The 20,546-nt window shown below is 59.4% G+C and carries 24 protein-coding genes; 9 read left to right on the forward strand and 15 right to left on the reverse strand.

The features are described 5' to 3' along the window. Positions 1-61 precede the first annotated feature (61 nt). Both BHE81_RS22485 and BHE81_RS22490 read left to right on the forward strand, forming a co-directional pair. Positions 62-421 carry a type II toxin-antitoxin system RelE/ParE family toxin gene (locus tag BHE81_RS22485; protein ID WP_020316562.1) on the forward strand — a complete coding sequence of 120 codons (360 nt, stop codon included), beginning with the start codon at positions 62-64 and terminating at the stop codon, positions 419-421. Next, entirely contained in the window at positions 405-728 is a 324-nt protein-coding gene (locus tag BHE81_RS22490) for a helix-turn-helix domain-containing protein (protein WP_149888837.1), read from the forward strand. Before BHE81_RS22485 ends, BHE81_RS22490 begins: the two co-directional genes overlap by 17 nt. A 128-nt stretch (positions 729-856) precedes the next feature. On the opposite strand, the gene BHE81_RS22495 is transcribed toward BHE81_RS22490, so the two are convergent. The 8 genes from BHE81_RS22495 to ivbL all read right to left on the reverse strand — a co-directional run bounded on the left by BHE81_RS22495 (position 857) and on the right by ivbL (position 8,745). Beyond that, positions 857-1,309, reverse strand: coding sequence for a DUF1198 family protein (locus BHE81_RS22495; protein WP_004901545.1), 453 nt, complete (start codon positions 1,307-1,309; stop codon positions 857-859). A 136-nt stretch (positions 1,310-1,445) separates the two neighbouring features. After that, on the reverse strand, positions 1,446-2,837 hold the full coding sequence (gene uhpT / locus BHE81_RS22500) for a hexose-6-phosphate:phosphate antiporter (protein ID WP_002923280.1): 1,392 nt from the start codon (positions 2,835-2,837) through the stop codon (positions 1,446-1,448). Between the two features lie 145 nt (positions 2,838-2,982). Further along, the gene (locus tag BHE81_RS22505; RefSeq protein ID WP_004145056.1) at positions 2,983-4,311 is read right to left on the reverse strand and encodes an MFS transporter; all 1,329 of its coding nucleotides are present in this window, start codon (positions 4,309-4,311) and stop codon (positions 2,983-2,985) included. A gap of 11 nt (positions 4,312-4,322) precedes the next feature. Next, positions 4,323-5,804: a signal transduction histidine-protein kinase/phosphatase UhpB gene (gene uhpB / locus BHE81_RS22510; protein WP_004151519.1), complete on the reverse strand. Its 1,482-nt coding sequence runs from the start codon at positions 5,802-5,804 to the stop codon at positions 4,323-4,325. A 17-nt stretch (positions 5,805-5,821) separates the two neighbouring features. Then, positions 5,822-6,415: a transcriptional regulator UhpA gene (gene uhpA / locus BHE81_RS22515; RefSeq protein ID WP_002923282.1), complete on the reverse strand. Its 594-nt coding sequence runs from the start codon at positions 6,413-6,415 to the stop codon at positions 5,822-5,824. A gap of 150 nt (positions 6,416-6,565) precedes the next feature. Next, a complete protein-coding gene (ilvN, locus tag BHE81_RS22520; RefSeq protein WP_002923283.1) occupies positions 6,566-6,853 on the reverse strand; it encodes an acetolactate synthase small subunit in 288 nt (95 codons plus the stop codon). Positions 6,854-6,856: 3 nt separating this feature from the next. Further along, positions 6,857-8,545, reverse strand: coding sequence for an acetolactate synthase large subunit (ilvB, locus tag BHE81_RS22525; protein ID WP_004173858.1), 1,689 nt, complete (start codon positions 8,543-8,545; stop codon positions 6,857-6,859). A 104-nt stretch (positions 8,546-8,649) separates the two neighbouring features. Next, positions 8,650-8,745 (reverse strand): ilvB operon leader peptide IvbL, encoded by a 96-nt coding sequence (gene ivbL / locus BHE81_RS22530; RefSeq protein ID WP_002923286.1) that lies wholly within the window; start codon positions 8,743-8,745, stop codon positions 8,650-8,652. Between the two features lie 12 nt (positions 8,746-8,757). Between ivbL and BHE81_RS28370 the strand changes: the two genes are divergently transcribed. The 5 genes from BHE81_RS28370 (at position 8,758) to emrD (ending at position 12,296) form a co-directional block, all read left to right on the forward strand. Beyond that, entirely contained in the window at positions 8,758-8,925 is a 168-nt protein-coding gene (locus BHE81_RS28370; protein WP_004150272.1) for a hypothetical protein, read from the forward strand. A 452-nt stretch (positions 8,926-9,377) separates the two neighbouring features. Further along, on the forward strand, positions 9,378-9,497 hold the full coding sequence (tisB, locus tag BHE81_RS22535; protein ID WP_004145059.1) for a type I toxin-antitoxin system toxin TisB: 120 nt from the start codon (positions 9,378-9,380) through the stop codon (positions 9,495-9,497). A gap of 90 nt (positions 9,498-9,587) precedes the next feature. After that, positions 9,588-10,034, forward strand: a complete 447-nt coding sequence (locus BHE81_RS22540; protein ID WP_002923294.1) for a GNAT family N-acetyltransferase — start codon at positions 9,588-9,590, stop codon at positions 10,032-10,034. 68 nt (positions 10,035-10,102) lie between these two features. Next, complete coding sequence (locus tag BHE81_RS22545) at positions 10,103-10,936, forward strand: DMT family transporter (protein ID WP_021440941.1); 834 nt, start codon at positions 10,103-10,105, stop codon at positions 10,934-10,936. A 175-nt stretch (positions 10,937-11,111) separates the two neighbouring features. Then, positions 11,112-12,296, forward strand: a complete 1,185-nt coding sequence (emrD, locus tag BHE81_RS22550; RefSeq protein WP_004181587.1) for a multidrug efflux MFS transporter EmrD — start codon at positions 11,112-11,114, stop codon at positions 12,294-12,296. 159 nt (positions 12,297-12,455) lie between these two features. Here the strand turns inward: emrD and dsdC are convergent, their stop codons facing one another. Together dsdC and BHE81_RS28375 are read right to left on the reverse strand one after the other, a co-directional pair. After that, a complete protein-coding gene (gene dsdC / locus BHE81_RS22555; RefSeq protein WP_004150274.1) occupies positions 12,456-13,379 on the reverse strand; it encodes a DNA-binding transcriptional regulator DsdC in 924 nt (307 codons plus the stop codon). Beyond that, positions 13,367-13,513, reverse strand: coding sequence for a hypothetical protein (locus BHE81_RS28375; RefSeq protein ID WP_032410116.1), 147 nt, complete (start codon positions 13,511-13,513; stop codon positions 13,367-13,369). The genes dsdC and BHE81_RS28375 overlap by 13 nt, the downstream gene beginning before the upstream one ends. Before the next feature lie 91 nt (positions 13,514-13,604). Between BHE81_RS28375 and dsdX the strand changes: the two genes are divergently transcribed. Both dsdX and dsdA read left to right on the forward strand, forming a co-directional pair. Further along, the gene (gene dsdX, locus BHE81_RS22560) at positions 13,605-14,942 is read left to right on the forward strand and encodes a D-serine transporter DsdX (protein WP_004173855.1); all 1,338 of its coding nucleotides are present in this window, start codon (positions 13,605-13,607) and stop codon (positions 14,940-14,942) included. A 17-nt stretch (positions 14,943-14,959) separates the two neighbouring features. Further along, positions 14,960-16,288, forward strand: coding sequence for a D-serine ammonia-lyase (dsdA, locus tag BHE81_RS22565; protein WP_020723563.1), 1,329 nt, complete (start codon positions 14,960-14,962; stop codon positions 16,286-16,288). A 3-nt stretch (positions 16,289-16,291) separates the two neighbouring features. Here the strand turns inward: dsdA and BHE81_RS22570 are convergent, their stop codons facing one another. The 5 genes from BHE81_RS22570 to BHE81_RS22590 form a co-directional block, all read right to left on the reverse strand. Beyond that, positions 16,292-16,714: a hypothetical protein gene (locus BHE81_RS22570; RefSeq protein ID WP_002923302.1), complete on the reverse strand. Its 423-nt coding sequence runs from the start codon at positions 16,712-16,714 to the stop codon at positions 16,292-16,294. 74 nt (positions 16,715-16,788) lie between these two features. Further along, a complete protein-coding gene (locus tag BHE81_RS22575; protein ID WP_002923304.1) occupies positions 16,789-17,151 on the reverse strand; it encodes a DUF202 domain-containing protein in 363 nt (120 codons plus the stop codon). Next, positions 17,141-17,488 (reverse strand): YidH family protein, encoded by a 348-nt coding sequence (locus BHE81_RS22580; protein ID WP_002923305.1) that lies wholly within the window; start codon positions 17,486-17,488, stop codon positions 17,141-17,143. Before BHE81_RS22580 ends, BHE81_RS22575 begins: the two co-directional genes overlap by 11 nt. Before the next feature lie 101 nt (positions 17,489-17,589). After that, complete coding sequence (locus tag BHE81_RS22585; RefSeq protein WP_149888838.1) at positions 17,590-18,912, reverse strand: 6-phospho-alpha-glucosidase; 1,323 nt, start codon at positions 18,910-18,912, stop codon at positions 17,590-17,592. Continuing rightward, positions 18,909-20,531: an alpha-glucoside-specific PTS transporter subunit IIBC gene (locus tag BHE81_RS22590; RefSeq protein WP_002923307.1), complete on the reverse strand. Its 1,623-nt coding sequence runs from the start codon at positions 20,529-20,531 to the stop codon at positions 18,909-18,911. The genes BHE81_RS22585 and BHE81_RS22590 overlap by 4 nt, the downstream gene beginning before the upstream one ends. Between the last annotated feature and the right edge of the window lie 15 nt (positions 20,532-20,546).

Raw genomic sequence — 20,546 nt, forward strand, 5'->3', positions numbered from 1 at the left:
AAATCTCAGGAGAATTTAATATAGCACTATGTGCTATACTTTTAACGACAGGATGTCAGCAATGCGTATCTTTAAAACCAAATGGTTCGCCAGAGAGGCTAGCTCTCATGGCATTTCCGACGACGAGCTCTATCAGGCAATTCAATCTGCGCTTCAGGGCAAGGTGGTTGATTTAGGAGAAGGGGTTTATAAAAAGCGACTCAACAAGAATCGCGATCGCGCAATCATACTTACCAAAAGCGCAGAGTATTGGTTTTATACCTTTCTATATGCCAAACAGGATATGGCCAATATCAACCATCGCGAGTTAATGGGTTTTCGTGAGTTAGCAAAACACTATGCCAATCTCTCTGAAGAGAAAACGACGGTCTTAGTTAAAAGTAAAGAACTGGTGGAGATTTGCGATGACAGCAAAAAATAAATACAAAAGCCCGGCTTTCGAAGCGATCCATAGCGCTGCGTCGGGGCTATTCAGCGTTAGCGCAATCCCACAGGAAACAATGCGCCATTTTGATGAATCATGTCTCGGTAGCGTAGCCGCACTTCAACCCATTGAAATTAAAGCGCTACGTGAACAACTCAATGTTAGCCAACCCGTGTTCGCTCGTTATCTGAATACCAGTGTGTCTACCGTGCAAAAATGGGAGACTGGCGCTAAACGACCGAGCGGAATGTCATTAAAATTGCTTAGCGTCGTACAAAAACACGGCCTGAAAATCCTACTGTAGTTATCCTGCCGGATGGCGCTTACGCTTATCCGGCCTACAAGTGACGAGTGCGGAAACCGTAGGCCGGATAAGGCGCAGCCGCCATCCGGCACAAAAAGCGATGAACCCCAGGCCGAATAACTATGAGATCAGTGCAGCCAGTGCACGCCGTCTTCCGGGAGAAACAGGTCGTTGTAGCGCTGCTGTAGGTTATGTAAATCGCTCACATCCGGGTCCAGCTCGCGCAGAAAACCTTGCGCCAGGCGGATCTGCGCGTCGGTAATCGGCGCCGCTAAACGTGCTTTTTGCATCAGGCGATACCAGTAATGCAGGTTTTTTTCGCTGGCGTCGACAATCGCGACCTGCCAGATCAGCAGCACCTGGGCGGCGTTCTGCAGATGTGCTTCATTCGGCCGCTCCAGGTAACGCAAATACTCATTACCGGCGGTTTTTCCCAGCTGATCGATCATCGATTCCAGCGGGACAGGCGTGATGCCGAGGCGTTCGCTCAGGCGGCGGATCGCGCGGCGTGAATCAGAGGTAAGCACCCGAAATCCCACAACAAACACCACTACCAGGGTGGCCAGTCCTATCCAGATCATGCATCCTCTCATCCAATCGCAGCCTGACTATCATAATGGGAATTTGCCTGCTGTCGACTGTCGGACCTGGCATAATGCGCAAGAAATAAAAAAGCCCGGCGCGAAGGCCGGGCAAGGTTACCAAATACCTGGTGAATCAGGCGGTCTGCAAAATACGGTTCTTTTTCTCGCGGCGAATTTTACGCTCTTCAAAGATAGCCACGATGGCCATCAGGCAGATACAGCCGACGGCGGCGGCGTCCAGCGCCGCAAAGGTGCCGGCCCAGCCGGTCAGGCCGAAGACCGGGGTGCCGTCGGCGATCATCCCGAGACCCAGTTTGGCGAAGCTATCGCCGATCAGATAGGCGAAGGTGCCCTTGATCCCATCGGCGGCGCCGATCGCTTTTTTCGGTACGAAACCGACGGCGGCGACGCCGATCAACAGCTGCGGACCAAACACCAGGAAGCCCAGCGCAAATAACGAGGCCAGATAGACGTACTGGTTGCTGGCGTGTTGGTAAACCCCAAGGGTGGCGATAATCAGCGCCAGCGCGATGCAGGCCACCAGCGCGCGGCGGCCGTTGGCCAGATCCGACAGCCAGCCCCACAGTAGCGTGCCAACCAGCGCGCCGACTTCAAACAGGGTAAAGCCCTGAATCGCCACCTCTTTCGACAGCTTCAGCTCCTGGAAGGCGTACACGGTGGACCACTGATCGATACCGATACGCACCACGTAGAGGAAGATGTTGGAGAAGCACAGCAGCCAGATCACTTTGTTTTTCAGCACGTACTCAACAAAGATCTGCCACTTGGTCATCGCATTTTCTTCGGTCTCTTTGTCCTCTTCGCTGATCGCTTCGCCAAACAGCTCTTCCGCCGTGCCGAGGCCGTAGGATTCCGGAGAGTCGCTACCGTAGCGCAGGCCGATAAAGCCAACGATCAGCGCAATAATCGACGGGAAGATAAACATGCCGATCACATGGCCGTCGAACAGATAGTTGGCGCCAAACAGCGCCACGCCCGCCGCGCCCGCGCCGCCGAGGTTGTGGGAGATATTCCAGAAGCCGAGGAAAGTGCCGCGTTTGCGTCTGGGCGTCCACTTGGTGATGGTGGAATAGCTGCACGAGCCGCCGGTGCTCTGGAAGAAACCGCTCAGCGCATAGAAGGCGATCATCAGGAACAGGCTGGTAGAACCCGCCCCCATGCTGGCGCTAAAGCCCAGCATACAGATGGCGGAGAGGATCAGCATAAACGGCAGGAACTGCTTGGTGTTTTTACCGTCGGCATAATAAGAGACCAGCGTCTTGCCCACGCCGTAGGTGATGGAGAAGCCCAGGCCAATCATCCCCAGCTGCGTCATGCTCAACCCGTAGGTGGAGATCATGTCGTTCTGCGCGATGTTAAAGTTCTTGCGGATCAGGTACATGGTCAGGTAGCCGATGAAAACCACCAGATAGGACTGCATGAAAGGTTTGAACCACATTTTGCGCCGCACATCGAGCGGCAGATCCAGGGTCGGCTTGCGCACCTGATTCAGAAAGGCCAGCATGGGTATCTCCTGAGCTGATTTTTTATGCCTGCGTAATAACCAGGCATTGTAAAAACCAGCGCGCCGTCTGGCCTGAGACGGCGTCCAGGTAAAACCGGGAAAATTTCTTAGTTTTGCCCCGTTCGCGGCGAAAGGGTGAGCTACATCACGCTTCGCTGGCGGTACGCGGCGCCTGCGCGTTTAAAAACGGCAGCAGCAGCAGCGCGGAAATGCCGGCGGCAATCGCAATCACCACGAAGAATCCGGTCCAGTGCCAGATATCCATCACCTGCGCCAGCGGCCAGCCGGAAAGCGAGGCGCCAAGATAAGCGAACAGGCCGACAAACCCGGTTGCCGCCCCGGCGGCTTCTTTATGCGAACATTCCGCCGCCGCCATGCCGATCAGCATCTGCGGGCCGAAAACGAAGAAACCGGTAGTGAAGAAGCAGGCCGCCTGCATGACATAGCTGGCGAACGGCATCAGCCACAGGCCGCCAACCGACAGCAAAATTCCGGCGGCGAAAATCAGGTTCATCGGCCCACGGTTGCCGTTAAACAGCTTATCCGAGCCCCACCCCGCCACCAGCGCGCCGATAAAACCGCCCAGCTCAAACATGGTCACCGCCGAGTTAGCGGTCACCAGATCGACGCCGAGCGTCTCCGACATATACAGATTGCCCCAGTCGTTAATCGCCGCCCGCACCACGTACACCAGCACATAGCACAACGACAGCAGCCAGATGTAGGGATTGGCCAGCACGTAGCGGGTCAGGATCGCTTTACGAGACATCCCAGCGCCTTCCTGCTGCTGGGCGATTTCCAGCGCATCGTGACGCCAGTCGCCCACGGCGGGTAACCCCACCGCCTGCGGGCGATCGCGCAGCCGCCAGCACAGATACAGTCCGGCGAGGATCGCCAGACAGCCGGCGATGGTCATCCCGGCACGCCAGCCGTAGTGCAACGCCGCCGCTCCCACCACCATCGGGATCAGCGCGCCGCCGACGTTATGCGCCGTATTCCATAGCGCCCACCAGCCGCCGCGCTCGGTCCGCGAATACCAGGCCGTCAGCAGTCGGGCGCACACCGGCGAGCCCCAGCCCTGGAAGAAGGCATTCAGCGCCCACAGCAGCGCGAAAGCCCATAGTGAGGAAGAAAAACCGAACAGAATATTCACCACCCCGGTGGCGATAAGCCCCAGCCCCATAAAATAGCGGGCGTCGGAGCGGTCGCTGACGATACCGGAGAAAAATTTCGACAGCCCGTAGGTGATATAGAACAGCGTGGCCAGCAGGCCAATATCGCTGCGGGTCAGGACGTTGCTGGCAAGAATTTCCGGGACCGCGGCGTTAAAGCTTTTGCGGGTGAAATAGAACAGCGCGTAGCCCAGCCAGATGGTCAACAGGATATGGCGACGCCAGTAGCGATAACGCGCATCAAGCTCGCGTTTATCGCTTATCGGCGCAGCGTCCGGCGGGGCTTTTAAAAAGGCGAACATAGGCGATCCTCTCAGGCGTAACGCAGCGGTAGATTGACGCACACCCGGGTACCATGGGTGCAGGAGATCGTCAGTGTGCCGCCCAGGGCGGTCACGCGCTCGCGCATGCCGGTCAGGCCGAACCCCTGCAGATTCGACCCCGGCGGCAGGCCGCAACCGTCATCTTCCAGCACCAGCATTAGTCGCTCATCCTGCTGCCAGCCCTGCAGAGTGACAGCGCTGGCGCTGGCGTGCTTGACGATATTATTCAGCCCCTCCTGGCAAACGCGAAACAGCGTCACGCGCTGGTTCTCGCTCAGTCCCGCCTCGTTAATCCGCCAGTCGAGATGGCTGACAATGCCGCGGTCCTCCAGCTCCATCTCGCGCATCAACGAACGTACCGCCTGCTCCAGCGGCAGGTCGTCGAGCTGACGCGGACGCAGACGGCCTAGCAGTCTACGCACCGAGTCGTAAACTCCCAGCGACAGCTGTTCTATCAGCTGACCGCTCTGGCGCACGCTGGCGTTGTCCGGCGCCAGCCGCTGTACGATCCCGGCCTGGGTGCGGATCGCGGTGATGGTCTGGCCGATATCATCATGGAGCTCGCGGGCGACGTCTCGCCGCACGCTCTCTTCGGTCTCCAGCAGGCGTTCCGCCAGCCGACGATTACGCGCCAGCTCGCTTTGTAATGACTGGTTCAGCTCGCGTAGCCGCTGGATCCCCGCCCCCAACAGCAGCCCGGTGAGGCTCTGTGCCAGCAGGGAAAGCAATAAATCGACCGGGTGATCGTGCCAGGTCTGGCTGGCAATCAAGGCGATAGCGTTCATCAGGGTGGCGATCAGCGCGCCCTGCCAGCCGTAGTGCCAGGCGAGGGCGATAATCGGCAGCGCCAGACAAAACGGGGTAAAGCGGGAGAGCTCGGCGGGCAGGCCAAGCTGCAGCCACAGGCTAATGGTGAATAACAGCAGATACCAGATCAGATGCCGCCCGCGCCAGTTAACCGGCTGCGCCACCAGCGCCGGCCCCAGCGGCCGCCAGACGGTGCTGGTAAGATAGTGCCAGAAAACCAGGCAGGTCGGCGCCAGCGTCAGGCCGCCGGTCAGCGTCAACAGCAGGGCGTTAAGCCCCTCGTCCCCCTCCGCCAGCCACGGCAGCGATTGCAGCAGCGCGGCGGCCATTAACGCCCCGCCCTGACGCAGCAGCGTCAGCCAGTCGCGCTGCTGCCGGTAGCGCGAGATCAACGCCACCGGCAGCAGAGTCAGCAGGCTACCGGTCATCAAAATTATCGGGTGCGCCAGCGCCACCTCCTGCGCCAGCCATAAGATAAGCAGCCACTCGGTTCCCAGCAGCACTGGCCAGTAGCCGCGGGGGCATTGCAGCATTAACCCCAGCCGCAGGCCAAAGGGAAACAGCAGCACCGCTAAATCCGCGCGTTCCACCAGATGCAGACTGATGCTCCACAGGCAGAACCAGGCGGCCGCGAAGATAAAGGCGCAGCCGATGACCGACAGCAATCGTGAGACGACGGCCTTCATTGCCAGCTATCGAACATGCGGCGCGCCAGCTCAACGTCGTTGCTGACGCCCAGCTTTTCCAGCAGGTTGGCGCGGTGTACGTGGACGGTTTTCGGCGACAGACCGAGCTCGGCGGCAATCTCTTTCACCGCCATGCCCTGCGCCAGCTTTTCCGCCACCTGACGCTCGCGTTTGGTGAGCGGATCCTGGCGCCCGGCGGCCAACTTCATGGCGATATCCGGCGTGAGATAGCAACCGCCCGCCGCCACCGTGCGTACCGCGGCGATAAGTTCATCGGGGCTGCAGCGTTTCGACAGGAAGCCGCGCGCGCCGGCATTCAACGCTTGCTCGATCAGCGCCGGGCTATCGTGTACCGACAGCATGATGGTCGCCATCCCCTTCGGCAGCTGGCTGAGCAGCTCCAGCCCGGAAATATCCGGCATTGAGATATCGCAGATACAGACCTGCACGCCGCGCCCCGGTAGCCCCGTCAGCGCCTCGCGGCCGCTACCAAATTCGGCGACAACCTGAAAATCAGCTTCCAGCCCCAGCAGCTGAGCAAAGCCGGAGCGGACAATCAAATGATCGTCAATAAGGGCGATGGTGGTCATGGTGTGTCCTGGTGCCTGAAAACGCCGGATGGCGGCGTAAACGCCTTATCCGGCCTACGGATTCACTGCTTGTAGGCCGGATAAGCGCAGCGTCATCCGGTAAAGGCGCTTACCTTAGCGATAAGCGCGTGGCTGTTCAAGCCTTGAGCGCTATTCGAAGAACACCGCAATTTTGTTAAACATGGTGGGATCGGACTGGTTACGCGCCACTTTGGTGACATCCTCCAGCTTTTCAATCTGGCTAATCATCTGCCCCAGTCGCTGGTCATCATTTACCAGCAGCCAGATGCGGCTGTGTTCGCTGCCCTGAATTGGCAGACAGAGAATGCCTTCGACGTTAAACGCGCGACGGGCAAAAAGCCCGCACACGTGGGTCATGACGCCGGGATGGTTGCGGACGGTGAGTTCCAGAATGACGTTATCACATTGTTTTTGCATGGCTTATTCCCCCACCATTTCAGTATTGGCCGCACCCGGCGGTACCATCGGATACACTTTCTGCTGTGCGTCGATGCGCACGTGGATCAGCGCCGGCCCCGGACGGTCGATAATCGCCTGCAGCGCCGCCTGCGGATCGACTTCATTATTTAAATCACAGGTTTGCAGGCCGAAACCGGCGGCAATCTGCATAAAGTTAATCATCCCCGGATAGGTGGCGGCAAAAACGCCCTGCTGATAGAACAGGCTCTGCTGCTGGTGCACCAGCCCCAGCGCTTCGTTGTTCAGCAGGATAATTTTTACATCCAGCTGATTTTCGGCGGCGGTGGCCATCTCCTGAATATTCATCATCAGGCTGCCGTCGCCGGAGAAACAAATAACCTTACGCTGCGGATTCGCCAGCGCCGCGCCGATCGCCGCCGGCAGGCCGAAGCCCATGGTGCCGAGGCCGCCGGAGGTCAGCCACTGGCGCGGACGATTGAGCGGGTAGGCCTGCGCCGTCCACATCTGGTGCTGGCCAACGTCGGTAGTGATGATCGCTTCATCATCCACGCAGGCGGCCACGGCGTTAATCAGGCCGTAATGGGAGAGCGGGTCGCTTTCCTGCGGGATGGCGCAGGGGAATTCGCGCTGCAAGTCGGCCACCAGCTGGCGCCATTCCTCGCGCGGCTGCGCCTCAATCTGCGGGTTCAGCTGGGCTAAGACTTCCGCCACATCGCCCTGAATCGCCACGTGCGGTTGCTTAATTTTGCCCAGTTCGGCGCGGTCGATATCGACGTGGATAATCTTCGCGTTCGGGCAGAACTGCTCGGTCTTGCCAATCGCCCGGTCATCAAAACGGGCGCCTAAAACAATCAGTAAATCCGCCTCCTGCAGAATGAAGTTGGTGCTGCGCGCGCCGTGCATCCCCAGCATCCCCAGCGACAGCGGGTGCGCCTTCGGCAGCATGCCCAGCGCCATTAAGGTCATGGTGGTCGGCAGGTTGGCTTTTTCCGCCAGCTCACGGATCGCCTGCGGCGCGTTAATCACCCCGCCGCCCAGATACAGTACCGGGCGTTTCGCCGCGTTGATCATTGCCGCCGCTTCACGCACGCTTTCAGGCGCGAATGCCGGTGCCGGGGCGCGCTCGCCAGGCTCAGGCAGCGCTTCCAGCTCAATGGTCGCCGACTGCACGTCCTTAGGAATGTCTATCCACACCGGCCCGGGACGCCCGGACTGGGCAATACGGAAGGCGTCGCTGATCACCTGCGGCAGCTCGGCAATGTCGCGCACCAGATAGTTATGTTTGGTGATGGGGATAGAGATGCCGTAGGTGTCCACTTCCTGGAAGGCGTCGGTACCGATCATCGAGGCCGGTACCTGGCCGGTGATGCAGACCAGCGGAATCGAATCCAGGCGGGCATCGGCGATCGCCGTCACCAGGTTCGTCGCCCCCGGGCCGCTGCAGGCCATACAGACCGCCGGCTTGCCTTCGGTACGCGCCATCCCCTGGGCGATAAAGCCCGCGCCCTGCTCATGGCGCGCCAGGATGTGGCGGATCTGCGTGCTCTGGCTTAAGGCATCGTAGATAGGCAGGATGGAGCCGCCCGGAATGCCGCTGACCATAGTGATACCCTGGCGCTCCAGTAAATGAACAACCAGCTGCGCGCCGGTAAAGCGCATTGTGTTTGATGTGGTGCCCGAACTTGCCATGCTCCAGTCCTTTTCTTCTGGGCCGACTTTACCGGGGGGCTCGCCAACAAAAAACCCCGCTCGGTTTGCGCCGGCGGGGTTTGGAATTCGTGTTGTTCCGGACCCTACGGCGCATTGCCGACGACGACCACCACAGACACGACGACCACCGCGGCTGGCGCGGTTTTTAGTAGGGTCGAAGCGATCAGGGTTGCGTTCATTAGGGACCTGTTGTGTCGAAAAATAAGCTGAATTTATACAAACACAGGTTTTACGTTTTCACAATGGATTTATTTTCATCCACGAAAATTTGCGCGAAAGATCACAGTTCGGCGCAAAAGGACAGAAAACAAAAAACCCCGCCGGAGCGAGGTTTTTATCAGCATGGTTACAGGTGGTAGCCGCAAGCACACTGTATTACGTCAACGCCAAAAGTATACGCGATCGCTGCAGTTCGCGCAATTTAAGGTCGGTTTTTCTCTGTCATAGAGTATGGATGAGAGGGGCGGATTTGTCCAAAAAATACTGTTCATCCATACAGTGTTTATCTATACTGGGTGTGTTCACTTTGTGCCATTCGGGGGCCGCAAGTTTGACCGGCGCAACGAAGTCCTGGCTGAAACGGGTGGTGCCGTCAGTGCCTTAACCCCGAGAGAGCACACTGTGTTACGTCAACAACGTGCAGTCACTGGCCCGCGCGGCAACGCGTGGCTCAGCGCTGCGCACCCCTGTCGTTGCAGGCGGCGGGCCGGGAAGCCGTTCATGGAAAGGACGAACTATCGGCCAGGGCAGACGCCGCCGGCGACAGGCAGGGATAAGCTGGCAACGGGCAGCGGAAAGGTACGTCAGCTTATTGTGCTCCTTAACCACAGGAGACGCGCGTATGGGCGGAATGGATATTATTATTTTGATCCTGAAACTCATGGTTGCTGTGTTGCAACTACTTGATGCAGTCCTGAAACAGTTCCGCTGATTCAGGTTCAAGTCGCACCTGAGGGGGGCGGGAAACCGCCCCCCTGCAGGCGCCCGCCGGGCGTCCCGGGATGACTTGATGGAGGATGCTATGCCACCCCTGTTAATTGCTGCCACGACGCCGGATGCCCCGGGGTTCGCGGCGCTACGAATTGAAAGCCTTGAACAGCATTTCAATATGCTGCGCCGCCTGGCGGAAAACTGGCAGAGCGGCAAAAACCGCTTTAACGCGCCGGGCGAAACGCTGCTGGGCGCCTTCGTCAACCACCAGCTGGTAGGGGTATGCGGCATCAATAGCGATCCCTTCAGTCCGCAGCCGCGGGCCGGGCGCATTCGCCACCTCTACATCAGCGAACGCTATCGTCGCCGGGGCATCGGCCAGCAGCTGCTGGTCTCGGTTATCACCCACTCCAGCGCCTGGTTCGACTTTCTCAACACCCATGCCCCGGCGCAGGCCTGGCCCTTTTATGAAAGGCTTGGTTTTCGCCCGGTGTACGATGAACCGCGGGTGACGCATCGCCTGTTTTGTTCGCTTTAACCCCCCGCTGGCAGGCAGCGCGGGCGCGTGTTACATTCCGGTGACCTTCACTGTTGAACCTGTCTGCGATGACCCTCTCCGTATTCTGCATTTTGCTGTTCGCCGCCCTGCTGCACGCCAGCTGGAACGCTATCGTCAAAGCCAGCGGCGATAAAATGTACGCGGCGATCGGCGTCAGCGGCTCGGCCGCGCTGATCGCCCTGGTGATGCTCCCCTTTGCCCCGCAGCCCGCGCTGGTCAGCGCCCCCTATCTGCTGGCGTCGTGCGCGTTACAGGTGGTGTATACGGTGCTGGTGGCGAAGACCTACCAGGTATCGGATATGAGCCAGACCTATCCGCTGATGCGCGGCACTGCGCCGCTGCTGGTGGCGGCGATAAGCGTGCTGTTCCTCGGCGATCGTCTGTCGCCGCTGGCCTGGCTGGGTATCGGCGTCATCTGCCTGGCGATTCTGGCGATGGCCTTTAACGGCCGCGCCAGCTCGCGCAAAGGCATCGTGCTGGCGCTGATCAACGCCTGCTTTATCGCCGGTTATACGCTGGTGGACGGCACCGGCGTCCGGCTGGCGGGCTCGGCGCTGGGCTACACCCTGTGGACCTTTTTTATGAACGGCTTCTGCCTGCTGTGCTGGGCGATGGTGGCGCGACGGCGTGAGGCCAGTCGTTATTTACGTCAGCACTGGAAAAAAGGCATCCTCGGCGGGATCGGCACCATGGGCTCCTACGGCCTGGCGCTATGGGCGATGACCCAGGCCCCGCTGGCGGTGGTCGCCGCGCTGCGTGAAACATCCATTCTCTTCGGCGCGCTGATCGCCTTTATCGTCCTGAAAGAGCAACTGATGCCGCTGCGCATCGTGGCCGCCTGCGGGATTGCCGCCGGGGCGATCCTCCTGCGCCTGGCGTAGCCTGAGATGGCAACATTAGTTGCCGTTCCTGTTTACATAATCTGCCTGGAATTCCCTCAACAATCGGCACTTTGCAGTTGTTCTGTCATTTTAATATGGTAGATTCCTCCATCGTTTACGGGATGTGGTAGTCACATATTCTTCATTTCTCTTTACTCACAAAGTATTCATCGACATGAAACGGCATAAGAACTTCAATTTGTTGTTGATGCTGGTACTGCTGGTGGCCGTCGGCCAGATGGCGCAGACCATTTATATTCCGGCCATCGCCGACATGGCGGTCGCGCTGAACGTCCGCGAAGGGGCGGTACAAAGCGTGATGGCGGCCTATCTGCTGACCTACGGTATTTCACAGCTGTTCTACGGCCCGCTCTCTGACCGCGTCGGTCGCCGCCCGGTGATCCTCGTCGGGATGTCGATTTTTATGCTGGCGACGCTGGTAGCTATTACCACCCATAGCCTGCCAGTGCTGATCGCCGCCAGCGCCATGCAGGGGATGGGCACCGGGGTCGGCGGCGTGATGGCGCGTACCCTGCCCCGCGACCTGTACGAAGGCGCTCAGCTGCGTCATGCCAATAGCCTGTTAAATATGGGTATTCTGGTCAGCCCGCTGATTGCCCCGCTGCTCGGCGGCATCCTCGACACCCTGTGGAGCTGGCGCGCCTGCTACGCTTTCCTGCTGGTCCTGTGCGCCGGGGTGACCTTCAGCATGGCGAAGTGGATGCCGGAAACGCGCCCGGAAGGGGCGCCGCGCACCAAACTTCTGGCCAGCTACAAAACGCTGTTCGGCACCGGCGCCTTTAACTGCTATCTGCTGATGCTGATCGGCGGCCTGGCGGGGATTGCGGTATTCGAAGCCTGCTCCGGGGTGCTGATGGGCGCGGTGCTCGGCCTGAGCAGCATGGCGGTGAGTATTCTGTTTATTCTGCCGATCCCGGCGGCGTTCTTCGGGGCGTGGTTTGCCGGCCGCCCCAACAAGCGTTTCCCGACCCTGATGTGGCAGTCGGTGATCTGCTGCCTGCTGGCGGGTCTGATGATGTGGATCCCTGGACTGCTGGGCATCATGACCGTCTGGACCCTGCTGGTGCCTGCGGCGCTGTTCTTCTTCGGCGCCGGGATGTTGTTCCCGCTGGCCACCAGCGGCGCGATGGAGCCGTTCCCGTTCCTCGCCGGAACCGCCGGGGCGCTGGTGGGCGGCTTGCAGAATATCGGCTCCGGCGTGCTGGCCTGGCTGTCGGCGATGATGCCGCAAACCGGTCAGGGCAGCCTCGGCCTGCTGATGATGCTGATGGGCCTGTTGATTCTGCTGTGCTGGCTGCCGCTGGCCTCGCGCTTCACCCACCATCAGCAGCCGGTATAAGCGCGGCGGTGGTTCACCGGCTGGCGGCTGACGCCTTATCCGGGCTACCGGACTGGTCGTCTGCCGGCCCGCGCAAGCGCAGTGCCGTCATTTTGCCGGGTGGCGGCGCACGCCTTACCCGGCCTCCCTAACAACACCGAGGGATAGCCCGGCTCTTTTTCAGGTCAGGCTATGCAGCCACTCGATAAAGGCGTCGATTTTCGGCCACTGACGGCCCGGCAGGGTGGTCACGTAATAATGCTGATGGCATTTCAGCGTCATATCGCCGAACGGGGCGATCAACTCCCCACTCTCTAACCGCTTCTGCACCAGCCGTTTACGCCCCATCGCTACCCCGACATGATTCATCGCCGCAATCACCGCTAAATCAGAACGATCGAAGCCAATGCCCGACGATTGCGGCAGTTCAATCCCAAATTGTTGTGCCCAACTGAACCATTCATCGGTGCCGGAATCATTGCTCCATGCCTGGCGATCGTGAAGCAGCGTACAGTGGCGCAGACTGGCAGGATTTGACGTTAACTGCAGCTGGCGGGCGTAATACGGCGTACATACCGGCACGATCGCCTCATCCATCAGAAAATGGTGGCTTAGCTGCGACGACGGCGCGTCATCAAAATAGATTGCCAGATCGATACCCGCCCGCTGCAGGTTGACGTTATCGTTGCCGGTCAGCACGGTCAGCGAGATGGCCGGGTAGCGGCGACTGAAATCCCCCAGCGCCGGCACCAGCCAGCACTGGGCGATAGAGGGCCGCGAGTAGACCGTCAGACTGCCGGAGAGCTCCTGGTTTTTGATGTCCAGAATCTCCTGATTGAGACCATCCAGCGACGCCTTCAGCGCCCAGTAAACGCGCTTCCCTTCACGCGTCAGCTCCACTTTGCGGTGCGAGCGGACAAAGAGCTGGATCCCCAGCTCCTCTTCCAGCTGATTAATCCGGTGACTGACGGCGCTTGGGGTGAGCGCCAGCTCGTCGGCGGCAAGGGCGAACGACTCGTGCCGCGCCGCCACCTCAAACGTCGACAGCCTGGAGAGCTGCCAGCCGTTCAGCAACCGGGTACCTAAGGTTTTTAGCACATCCATTCTGCGCTCCTGGCGATAAAAGGGAGTCTGGATGATAAAAAAATAACGCCGGAACTTCCGCTAAAGGATGAGGTAATTTGACCCATAGCATATTTAGAGGTCACTTTTAGAGCTAAATCACCTTTTTGATTCAATTTGGCTCATCTGAAAGGTCATTTATATCGTTTGTCAGCCCATGCCGAGTTTCTGTTCAATAACCACACGTTACTTACGGCGAGGTGGGGTATGGAATCGCAAATTTGGGTTGTGAGCACATTGCTGATTAGCATCGTGTTAATTGTATTAACCATCGTCAAACTGAAGTTTCATCCGTTTCTGGCGCTGCTGCTGGCGAGCTTTTTCGTCGGGGCGATGATGGGGATGGGCCCGCTGGAGATGGTCAACGCCATTGAGAGCGGGATCGGCGGTACGCTGGGCTTCCTGGCGGCGGTGATCGGTCTCGGCACCATTCTCGGCAAGATGATGGAGGTCTCCGGCGCGGCGGAGCGCATCGGCCTGACGCTCCAGCGCTGCCGCTGGCTGTCGGCGGATGTGATTATGGTGCTGGTCGGCCTGATCTGCGGCATTACCCTGTTTGTCGAAGTCGGGGTGGTGCTGCTGATCCCGCTGGCATTCTCCATCGCCAAAAAAACCAATACTTCGCTGCTGAAGCTGGCTATTCCGCTGTGTACCGCGCTGATGGCGGTGCACTGCGTGGTACCGCCGCATCCGGCCGCGCTGTTCGTGGCGAATAAACTGGGGGCTGATATCGGGACGGTTATCGTCTATGGCCTGCTGGTCGGTCTGATCGCCTCGCTGGTCGGCGGCCCGCTGTTCCTCAGGCTGCTCGGCAACCGCCTGCCGTTTAAACCAGTGCCAGCCGAGTTTTCCAACCTCGACGTTCGCGAAGAATCGACGCTGCCGTCGCTCGGCGCTACGCTGTTTACCGTGCTGTTACCGATTGGCCTGATGCTGGTGAAAACCGTCGCTGAACTGAATATGGCGAAAGGCGGCACGCTGTATACAGTGCTGGAATTTATCGGCAACCCCATCACCGCGATGTTTATCGCCGTCTTTGTCGCCTATTACATGCTCGGCATCCGTCGGCAAATGGGGATGGGCGTTCTGCTGACTCATACCGAAAACGGCTTTGGTTCCATCGCCAACATCCTGCTGATTATCGGCGCCGGCGGCGCATTCAACGCGATTTTGAAATCCAGCGGCCTGGCCGATAGCCTCGCGGTGATCCTGTCGAACCTTGATATGCACCCGATTTTGCTGGCCTGGCTGGTGGCGCTTATCCTGCACGCCGCCGTTGGCTCCGCCACCGTGGCGATGATGGGCGCTACCGCCATCGTTGCCCCGATGCTGCCGCTTTATCCCGGCGTAAGCCCGGAGATCATCGCCATTGCCATCGGTTCCGGCGCCATTGGCTGCACGATCGTCACCGATTCCCTGTTCTGGCTGGTAAAACAGTACTGCGGCGCCAGCCTCAGTGAAACGTTCAAGTACTACACGACAGCGACATTTATCGCGTCGCTACTTGCACTGGCCGCCACCTTCCTGCTTTCTTTCATTATCTGAGCGCAAAGAGACGTATGATGAAACACGCTGACCTGACCACCTTAACCGCGACCTTCCCGCTTGTGCAGGATCTGATCGCCCTGAAAGAAACCACCTGGTTTAACCCGGCAACCACCACCCTGGCGGAGGGGTTGCCTTACGTCGGTCTGACCGCCGACGATGTGCAAGACGCCCATGCCCGCCTTCAGCGCTTCGCGCCCTATCTGGCGGCAGCCTTCCCGGAAACCGCCGCGAGCGGCGGGATTATCGAATCAGAAGTGGTTGCCATTCCGGCAATGAAACGCAGTCTTGAGCAAAAATTCGGCCAGCCAATTAGCGGCGAACTGCTGCTGAAAAAAGACAGCCATCTGCCGATTTCGGGCTCCATTAAGGCGCGCGGTGGGATTTATGAAGTGCTGACCCATGCGGAAAAGCTGGCGCTGGAAGCCGGGCTGCTGACGACCGCAGACGATTATCGCAAATTGCTGACGCCGGAGTTTAAACAGTTCTTTAGCCAGTTCAGCATCGCCGTCGGCTCCACCGGCAACCTTGGGATGTCAATCGGCATCATGAGCGCGTGCATTGGTTTTCAAGTCACGGTGCATATGTCCGCCGATGCCAGGGCGTGGAAAAAAGCCAAACTGCGCAGCCACGGCGTAACGGTGGTTGAGTATGAAGAGGACTATGGCGTGGCGGTCGAACAGGGGCGCAAGGCAGCGGAATCCGATCCGAACTGCTTTTTTATCGATGATGAAAACTCGCGCACGCTGTTCCTCGGCTATGCCGTAGCCGGCGAGCGCCTGAAAGCGCAGTTCGCGCAAGCAGGGCGCGTGGTCGATGCCGATCACCCGCTGTTCGTCTATCTGCCGTGCGGCGTCGGCGGCGGCCCCGGCGGCGTGGCATTTGGCCTGAAGCTGGCCTTCGGCGACCACGTTCACTGCCTGTTCGCCGAACCGACCCATTCGCCATGCATGCTGCTCGGCGTCTATACCGGGCTCCACGACCAGATAGCGGTGCAGGATTTAGGCATTGATAACCTGACCGCGGCCGACGGTCTGGCGGTCGGCAGGGCGTCCGGGTTCGTTGGCCGGGCAATGGAGCGCCTGCTCGACGGGTTCTATACCCTTGACGACCAGACGATGTATGACATGCTGGGCTGGCTGGCGGCAGCGGAAAATATCCGCCTTGAACCCTCCGCGCTGGCCGGGATGGCCGGACCGCAGCGGGTCTGCGCCAGCAAAGCGTACCATCAGCTGCAGGGGCTGAGTGAGCAACAGCTGCAGCAGGCCACCCACCTGGTGTGGGCCACCGGCGGCGGCATGGTGCCGGAGGAGGAGATGGCGCAGTACCTGGCGAAGGGGCGCTAATCTTTAGCGCAGCAGCGGCATCAGCGCCTCTGGCGGCCGCTGCTGTCGCCGCAGGTCCCGCATCACTCGCATATAAGGCCCGCTAAAATCGTAGAACTGCCGGTAACCCGCGCACAGCGGGTCTTCCTGTTCGCCACAGCGGCACAGGCGCAGCCACGGGCAGCCGTAGCAGGTGCTGTTGGCCGCCGGCGCGCCTGGCTGGGTCAGCGTCTCGCCGCACCAGGCGCTCAGCGTCTCGCTAAACAGTAAAATATTGATGCGCCCAATATCTTCCCGCACCCAGCGGTGAAAGACTGCGCAGAGAAACTCTCCCCAAAGCGCGGCGTCGCCGGCCGCTAGCTGCGGAATAAAATGGATAGCGGTGAGCCCCTGTTGACGAAGCTGCGCATAGAACGCCTGCGGTTGATGGCAATGATGCGCCTCCACCACGACAGCCTGAAAGGGAGTGTCATGTTGCTGGCCGGGGGCATGAGTGAGAGGCAAATTCGCCGGACATCCTGTCATGACATATCCCTAATGAATAAAACGATCGGTTGAAGGTGAGTAACAGCAAACAGGAATGCCAGAGAAAGTACTGCGAGTGCGATCAAAAATTTGTCACGAACCGCCCGCGGCTGTAAAAAATCGCTATCGTCGACATCCATCAGATGACGACGGCGGGTATAGCCCCAGAGGATCACCGCCACAATCGCCAGCACGCCGATCGACAGCCAGAACGGCAGGCCGGCGCGGTGCCAGCTGTGCTTAATCGCCAGCGCCATCAGCGCGCCGTAGCCCAACAGGGTGCGAAACCAGGCCAGCGAGGTGCGCTCTGGCTGAAGACCGGGATCGCTTTCCCGCCGCGCCCGGCGTTTATCCGCCATACACCACCAGCAGCATCACCGCGGCCACCACCGCCAGCAGCAGAATGCTAATTACCAGCAGCGTGCGGGTATAGGGAAGGTCCTGCTTGAGACGCATCGCCTTCTCGTTATTCAGCCAGCGCAGATAGCCATAGATGGCCATGCCGCCGGCAAAGAGACACAGCAGCAGGGCGAGAATTTCACGGATCAGCGGCGTGGCAAAGTCCGGCGCTAACTGGTCAAGGCCGACGCCGGCGGCGAGAAAACCGAGCGCCGTGCGGATCCATGCCAGAAAGGTGCGTTCGTTAGCCAGCGAAAAGCGGTAATCCGGCGCTTCGCCGAGGCGGGAGATTTTCATTACAGTTCCTTGTTCATCGCGCTGCAGGCTTCAGCATAGCGTAAATCAGGAACCGGGGAGAAGAACCGGCGCCCCGCAGGGCGCCGGTAGTACAACGGGGATTAATGCAGCTCAGGCCAATAATCTTTGTTGGCGGCAATGAGGTCGTCGAGGATCGCTTTCGCCACCGAGGCGCTCGGCACGGTTTTCGACAGGGTAATCGCCTGCCACAGCTTGTGGTAAGAGCGCTGTTCCCAGGCATCGACCACCAGTTTTTCCACTGCCACCTGCTGGCTCATCAGCCCTTTCTGGAAATGCGGGATGTCGCCTACCGTCAGCGGCTCCGGTCCGTTGTGGCCTACCAGACAAGGGATCTCCACCATCGCGTCGGCGTCAAAGTTATGGATCGCGCCATTGTTCGGCACAATCAGCAGCATCCTTTCCTGCGTGTTAAAGGCGATAGCCGTCGCCAGATCGACGATATAGGAGGCATGCTCGTCAATCTCCAGATCGCCGGCGGTGGATTTCCCGGCGGCGATGATCGCCCGGCAGGCGCTGAAGACGTTTTTCTCCCGATGATCCATCACCTCATTGGCGCGGGTGCGTTCCGGGTTGGAGTGGGCTACCACATAGTCCGGGAACAGATAATATTTCAGGTAGGTATTCGGCATGGTCTGCGGATCCAGCGCCTGCACATCTTTCGCTTTGGCAAAGGTGTCGTTCCAGCTGGCCTCGGTGTGCGGATCGTTCGAGGGCGGCACATAGCCGTATTTCGCCACATATTCGCGCAGTTTCGGCATCAAATCATTGCCGTCGAGGTCCTCAATCGACGTCCACCAGCCGAAGTGGTTGAGGCCGTAGTAGCGCACGCGCATCTGTTTACGGTCTTTGAGGCCGACAATCTGCGCCATCCGCCCTTCAATGCCGATCGGCATATCGCAGATGTTGAGGATTTTGGCGTTCGGCCGCAGACGACGAGTGGCTTCCGCCACAATCGCCGCCGGGTTGGAGTAGTTAAGCATCCAGGCGTTCGGCGAATATTTTTCCATATAATCCACCAGCTCCAGCACGCCGCCGATAGAGCGCATACCGTAGGCGATCCCGCCCGGTCCGCAGGTCTCCTGGCCCAGCACGCCGTGGCGTAGCGGGATTTTCTCATCTTGTTCACGCATCGGATATTTCCCGACGCGGATATGCGCCATGACAAAATCAACATCGGTAAACGCCGCCTGCGGATCGGTGGTATAGCTGAACTCAATCTCCGGCGCCTGCTCTTTGAGGATCACTTTGCACGCCTCGGCGATGGTCTCCTGGCGCGCGCCGTCGTTGTCGTAAAATTTCAGCGACCGCAGCGGAAAACGATCCTGGTTTGCCAGCAGCATCAGGACAATGGCCGGGGTGAAGGTGCTGCCGCCGCCTGCGATAACAACTGAGAATTTTTTCATGATACTGCCTCCGTCATGGTGGTATGTTCGGTCGAAAGAGAATCTTTCATCAGGTTTTCCAGCTGGTCGCGCACCTGGGGAACGTGCAGGCCGACGATGACCTGAATCCCGTTGCCGCGGCGTACTACCCCGTGGGCGCCCAGCGCTTTAAAGACGTCGTCACTTTGCGTTTTCGCCATATCGACCAGCGCGATGCGCAGTCGGGTGGCGCAGTTGTTGATGCTTTCAATGTTGTCGGCGCCGCCGAGGGCCTGCAGGAAGCCAGCGGCCTGACCCAGCCGGGTCTCTGGCGCGGCGGCGGCCGTGGTTTTACCTCGTGCCGCCTGGTAATCGGCCTTGCTGTAGAGCTTGATTTCGCTCTCTTCCCGGCCAGGCGTCTTCAGGTTCAGACGCAGGATCAGGGTGCGGAAGACTACGAAGTAGAGGGCGGTGAAACAGAGGCCGATGCCTATCTGAATGAACATCATCGAAGCGTGGTGATGGAACATTGGGATCCAGTTTTGCGGCAAGAATTGATCGAGCAGGCCGCCGCCGAAGTTGCCTACCACCCCGCAGATGTACATCACCGTCGCCATAGTCGCCGCCAGCACCGCGTGAACGGCGAACAGCAGCGGCGAGATGAAGAGGAAGGTGAACTCCAGCGGCTCGGTGATCCCGACCAGCATCGCGGTCAGGGTGGCAGGGATCAGCAGACCGGCGACCTTGACGCGGTTTTCCGGCGCGGCAGTGAAGTAGAGCGCCAGCGCAATCCCCACCGAACCAAACACTTTCGAGTTACCGTGCAGGGCAAAGCCGCCCTCCGGGAACAGCGTCTTCAGCGGTTCCGTACTCTGACTGAACGCCTGCAGATGCTCTGCCCAGTAGACCTGCAGTCCGCCCTCCACCACCGCCGGGCCAAAGATGAACGGGCCATAGACGAAGTGGTGCAGGCCGGTGGGGATCAGGATGCGCTCAAGGAAGATGTAAACCCACACCCCAAGCGCCCCGGCTGAGCGCAGAAAGGCCTGCAGCGATTCAATACCCAGCTGGACCTTTGGCCAGCCGAGCAGGGTCAGCCAGGCGCAAGGGATCATCGCGAGGAAGGCGACAATGACCACAAACGATGAACCCTGAAAGATGCCGAGGAATACCGGCAGGGGTTTATCGAAATAGCGATTGTGCAGGGCCGTCACCAGACCGGAGATGACGATGGCGCCGATAATGCTGGTGTCGAGGGTTTTAATCCCGGCAATCATCGTCAGGCCGCTGCCGGCCGTGGGTTCAGCGGAAAAATCGACGCCGAAGAAGTGGCCCCAGGTCATCCCCATGGCGTTGATAAAGTAGTTCCAGGTGAGAAAGCTCACCAGCACCGCCAGACAGGCCCGGCCCTGGGCCTGTTTCGCCAGGCCGATCGGCAGACCGACGGCGAAAATCAGCGGCATATTACGAAAGACGGTCCAGCCGCCCTCCTCAATGATGTGAACGATCTGGGCAAACAGGCTGTCGGGTGCGGTCAGCGCTTCGCCGACGAACATCGGGTTGCGCAGCATGATGGCGATACCGACCACGATCCCGGCAAAAGGAAACAATAAAACCGGGGTAAACATGGCGCCGCCAAAGCGTTGTATTTGACTGAGCATTGGAAAATCCTCATG

The organism is Klebsiella sp. AqSCr, from assembly GCF_008452795.1.
In the GTDB taxonomy this organism is placed as follows: Bacteria; Pseudomonadota; Gammaproteobacteria; order Enterobacterales; family Enterobacteriaceae; genus Klebsiella; species Klebsiella pneumoniae.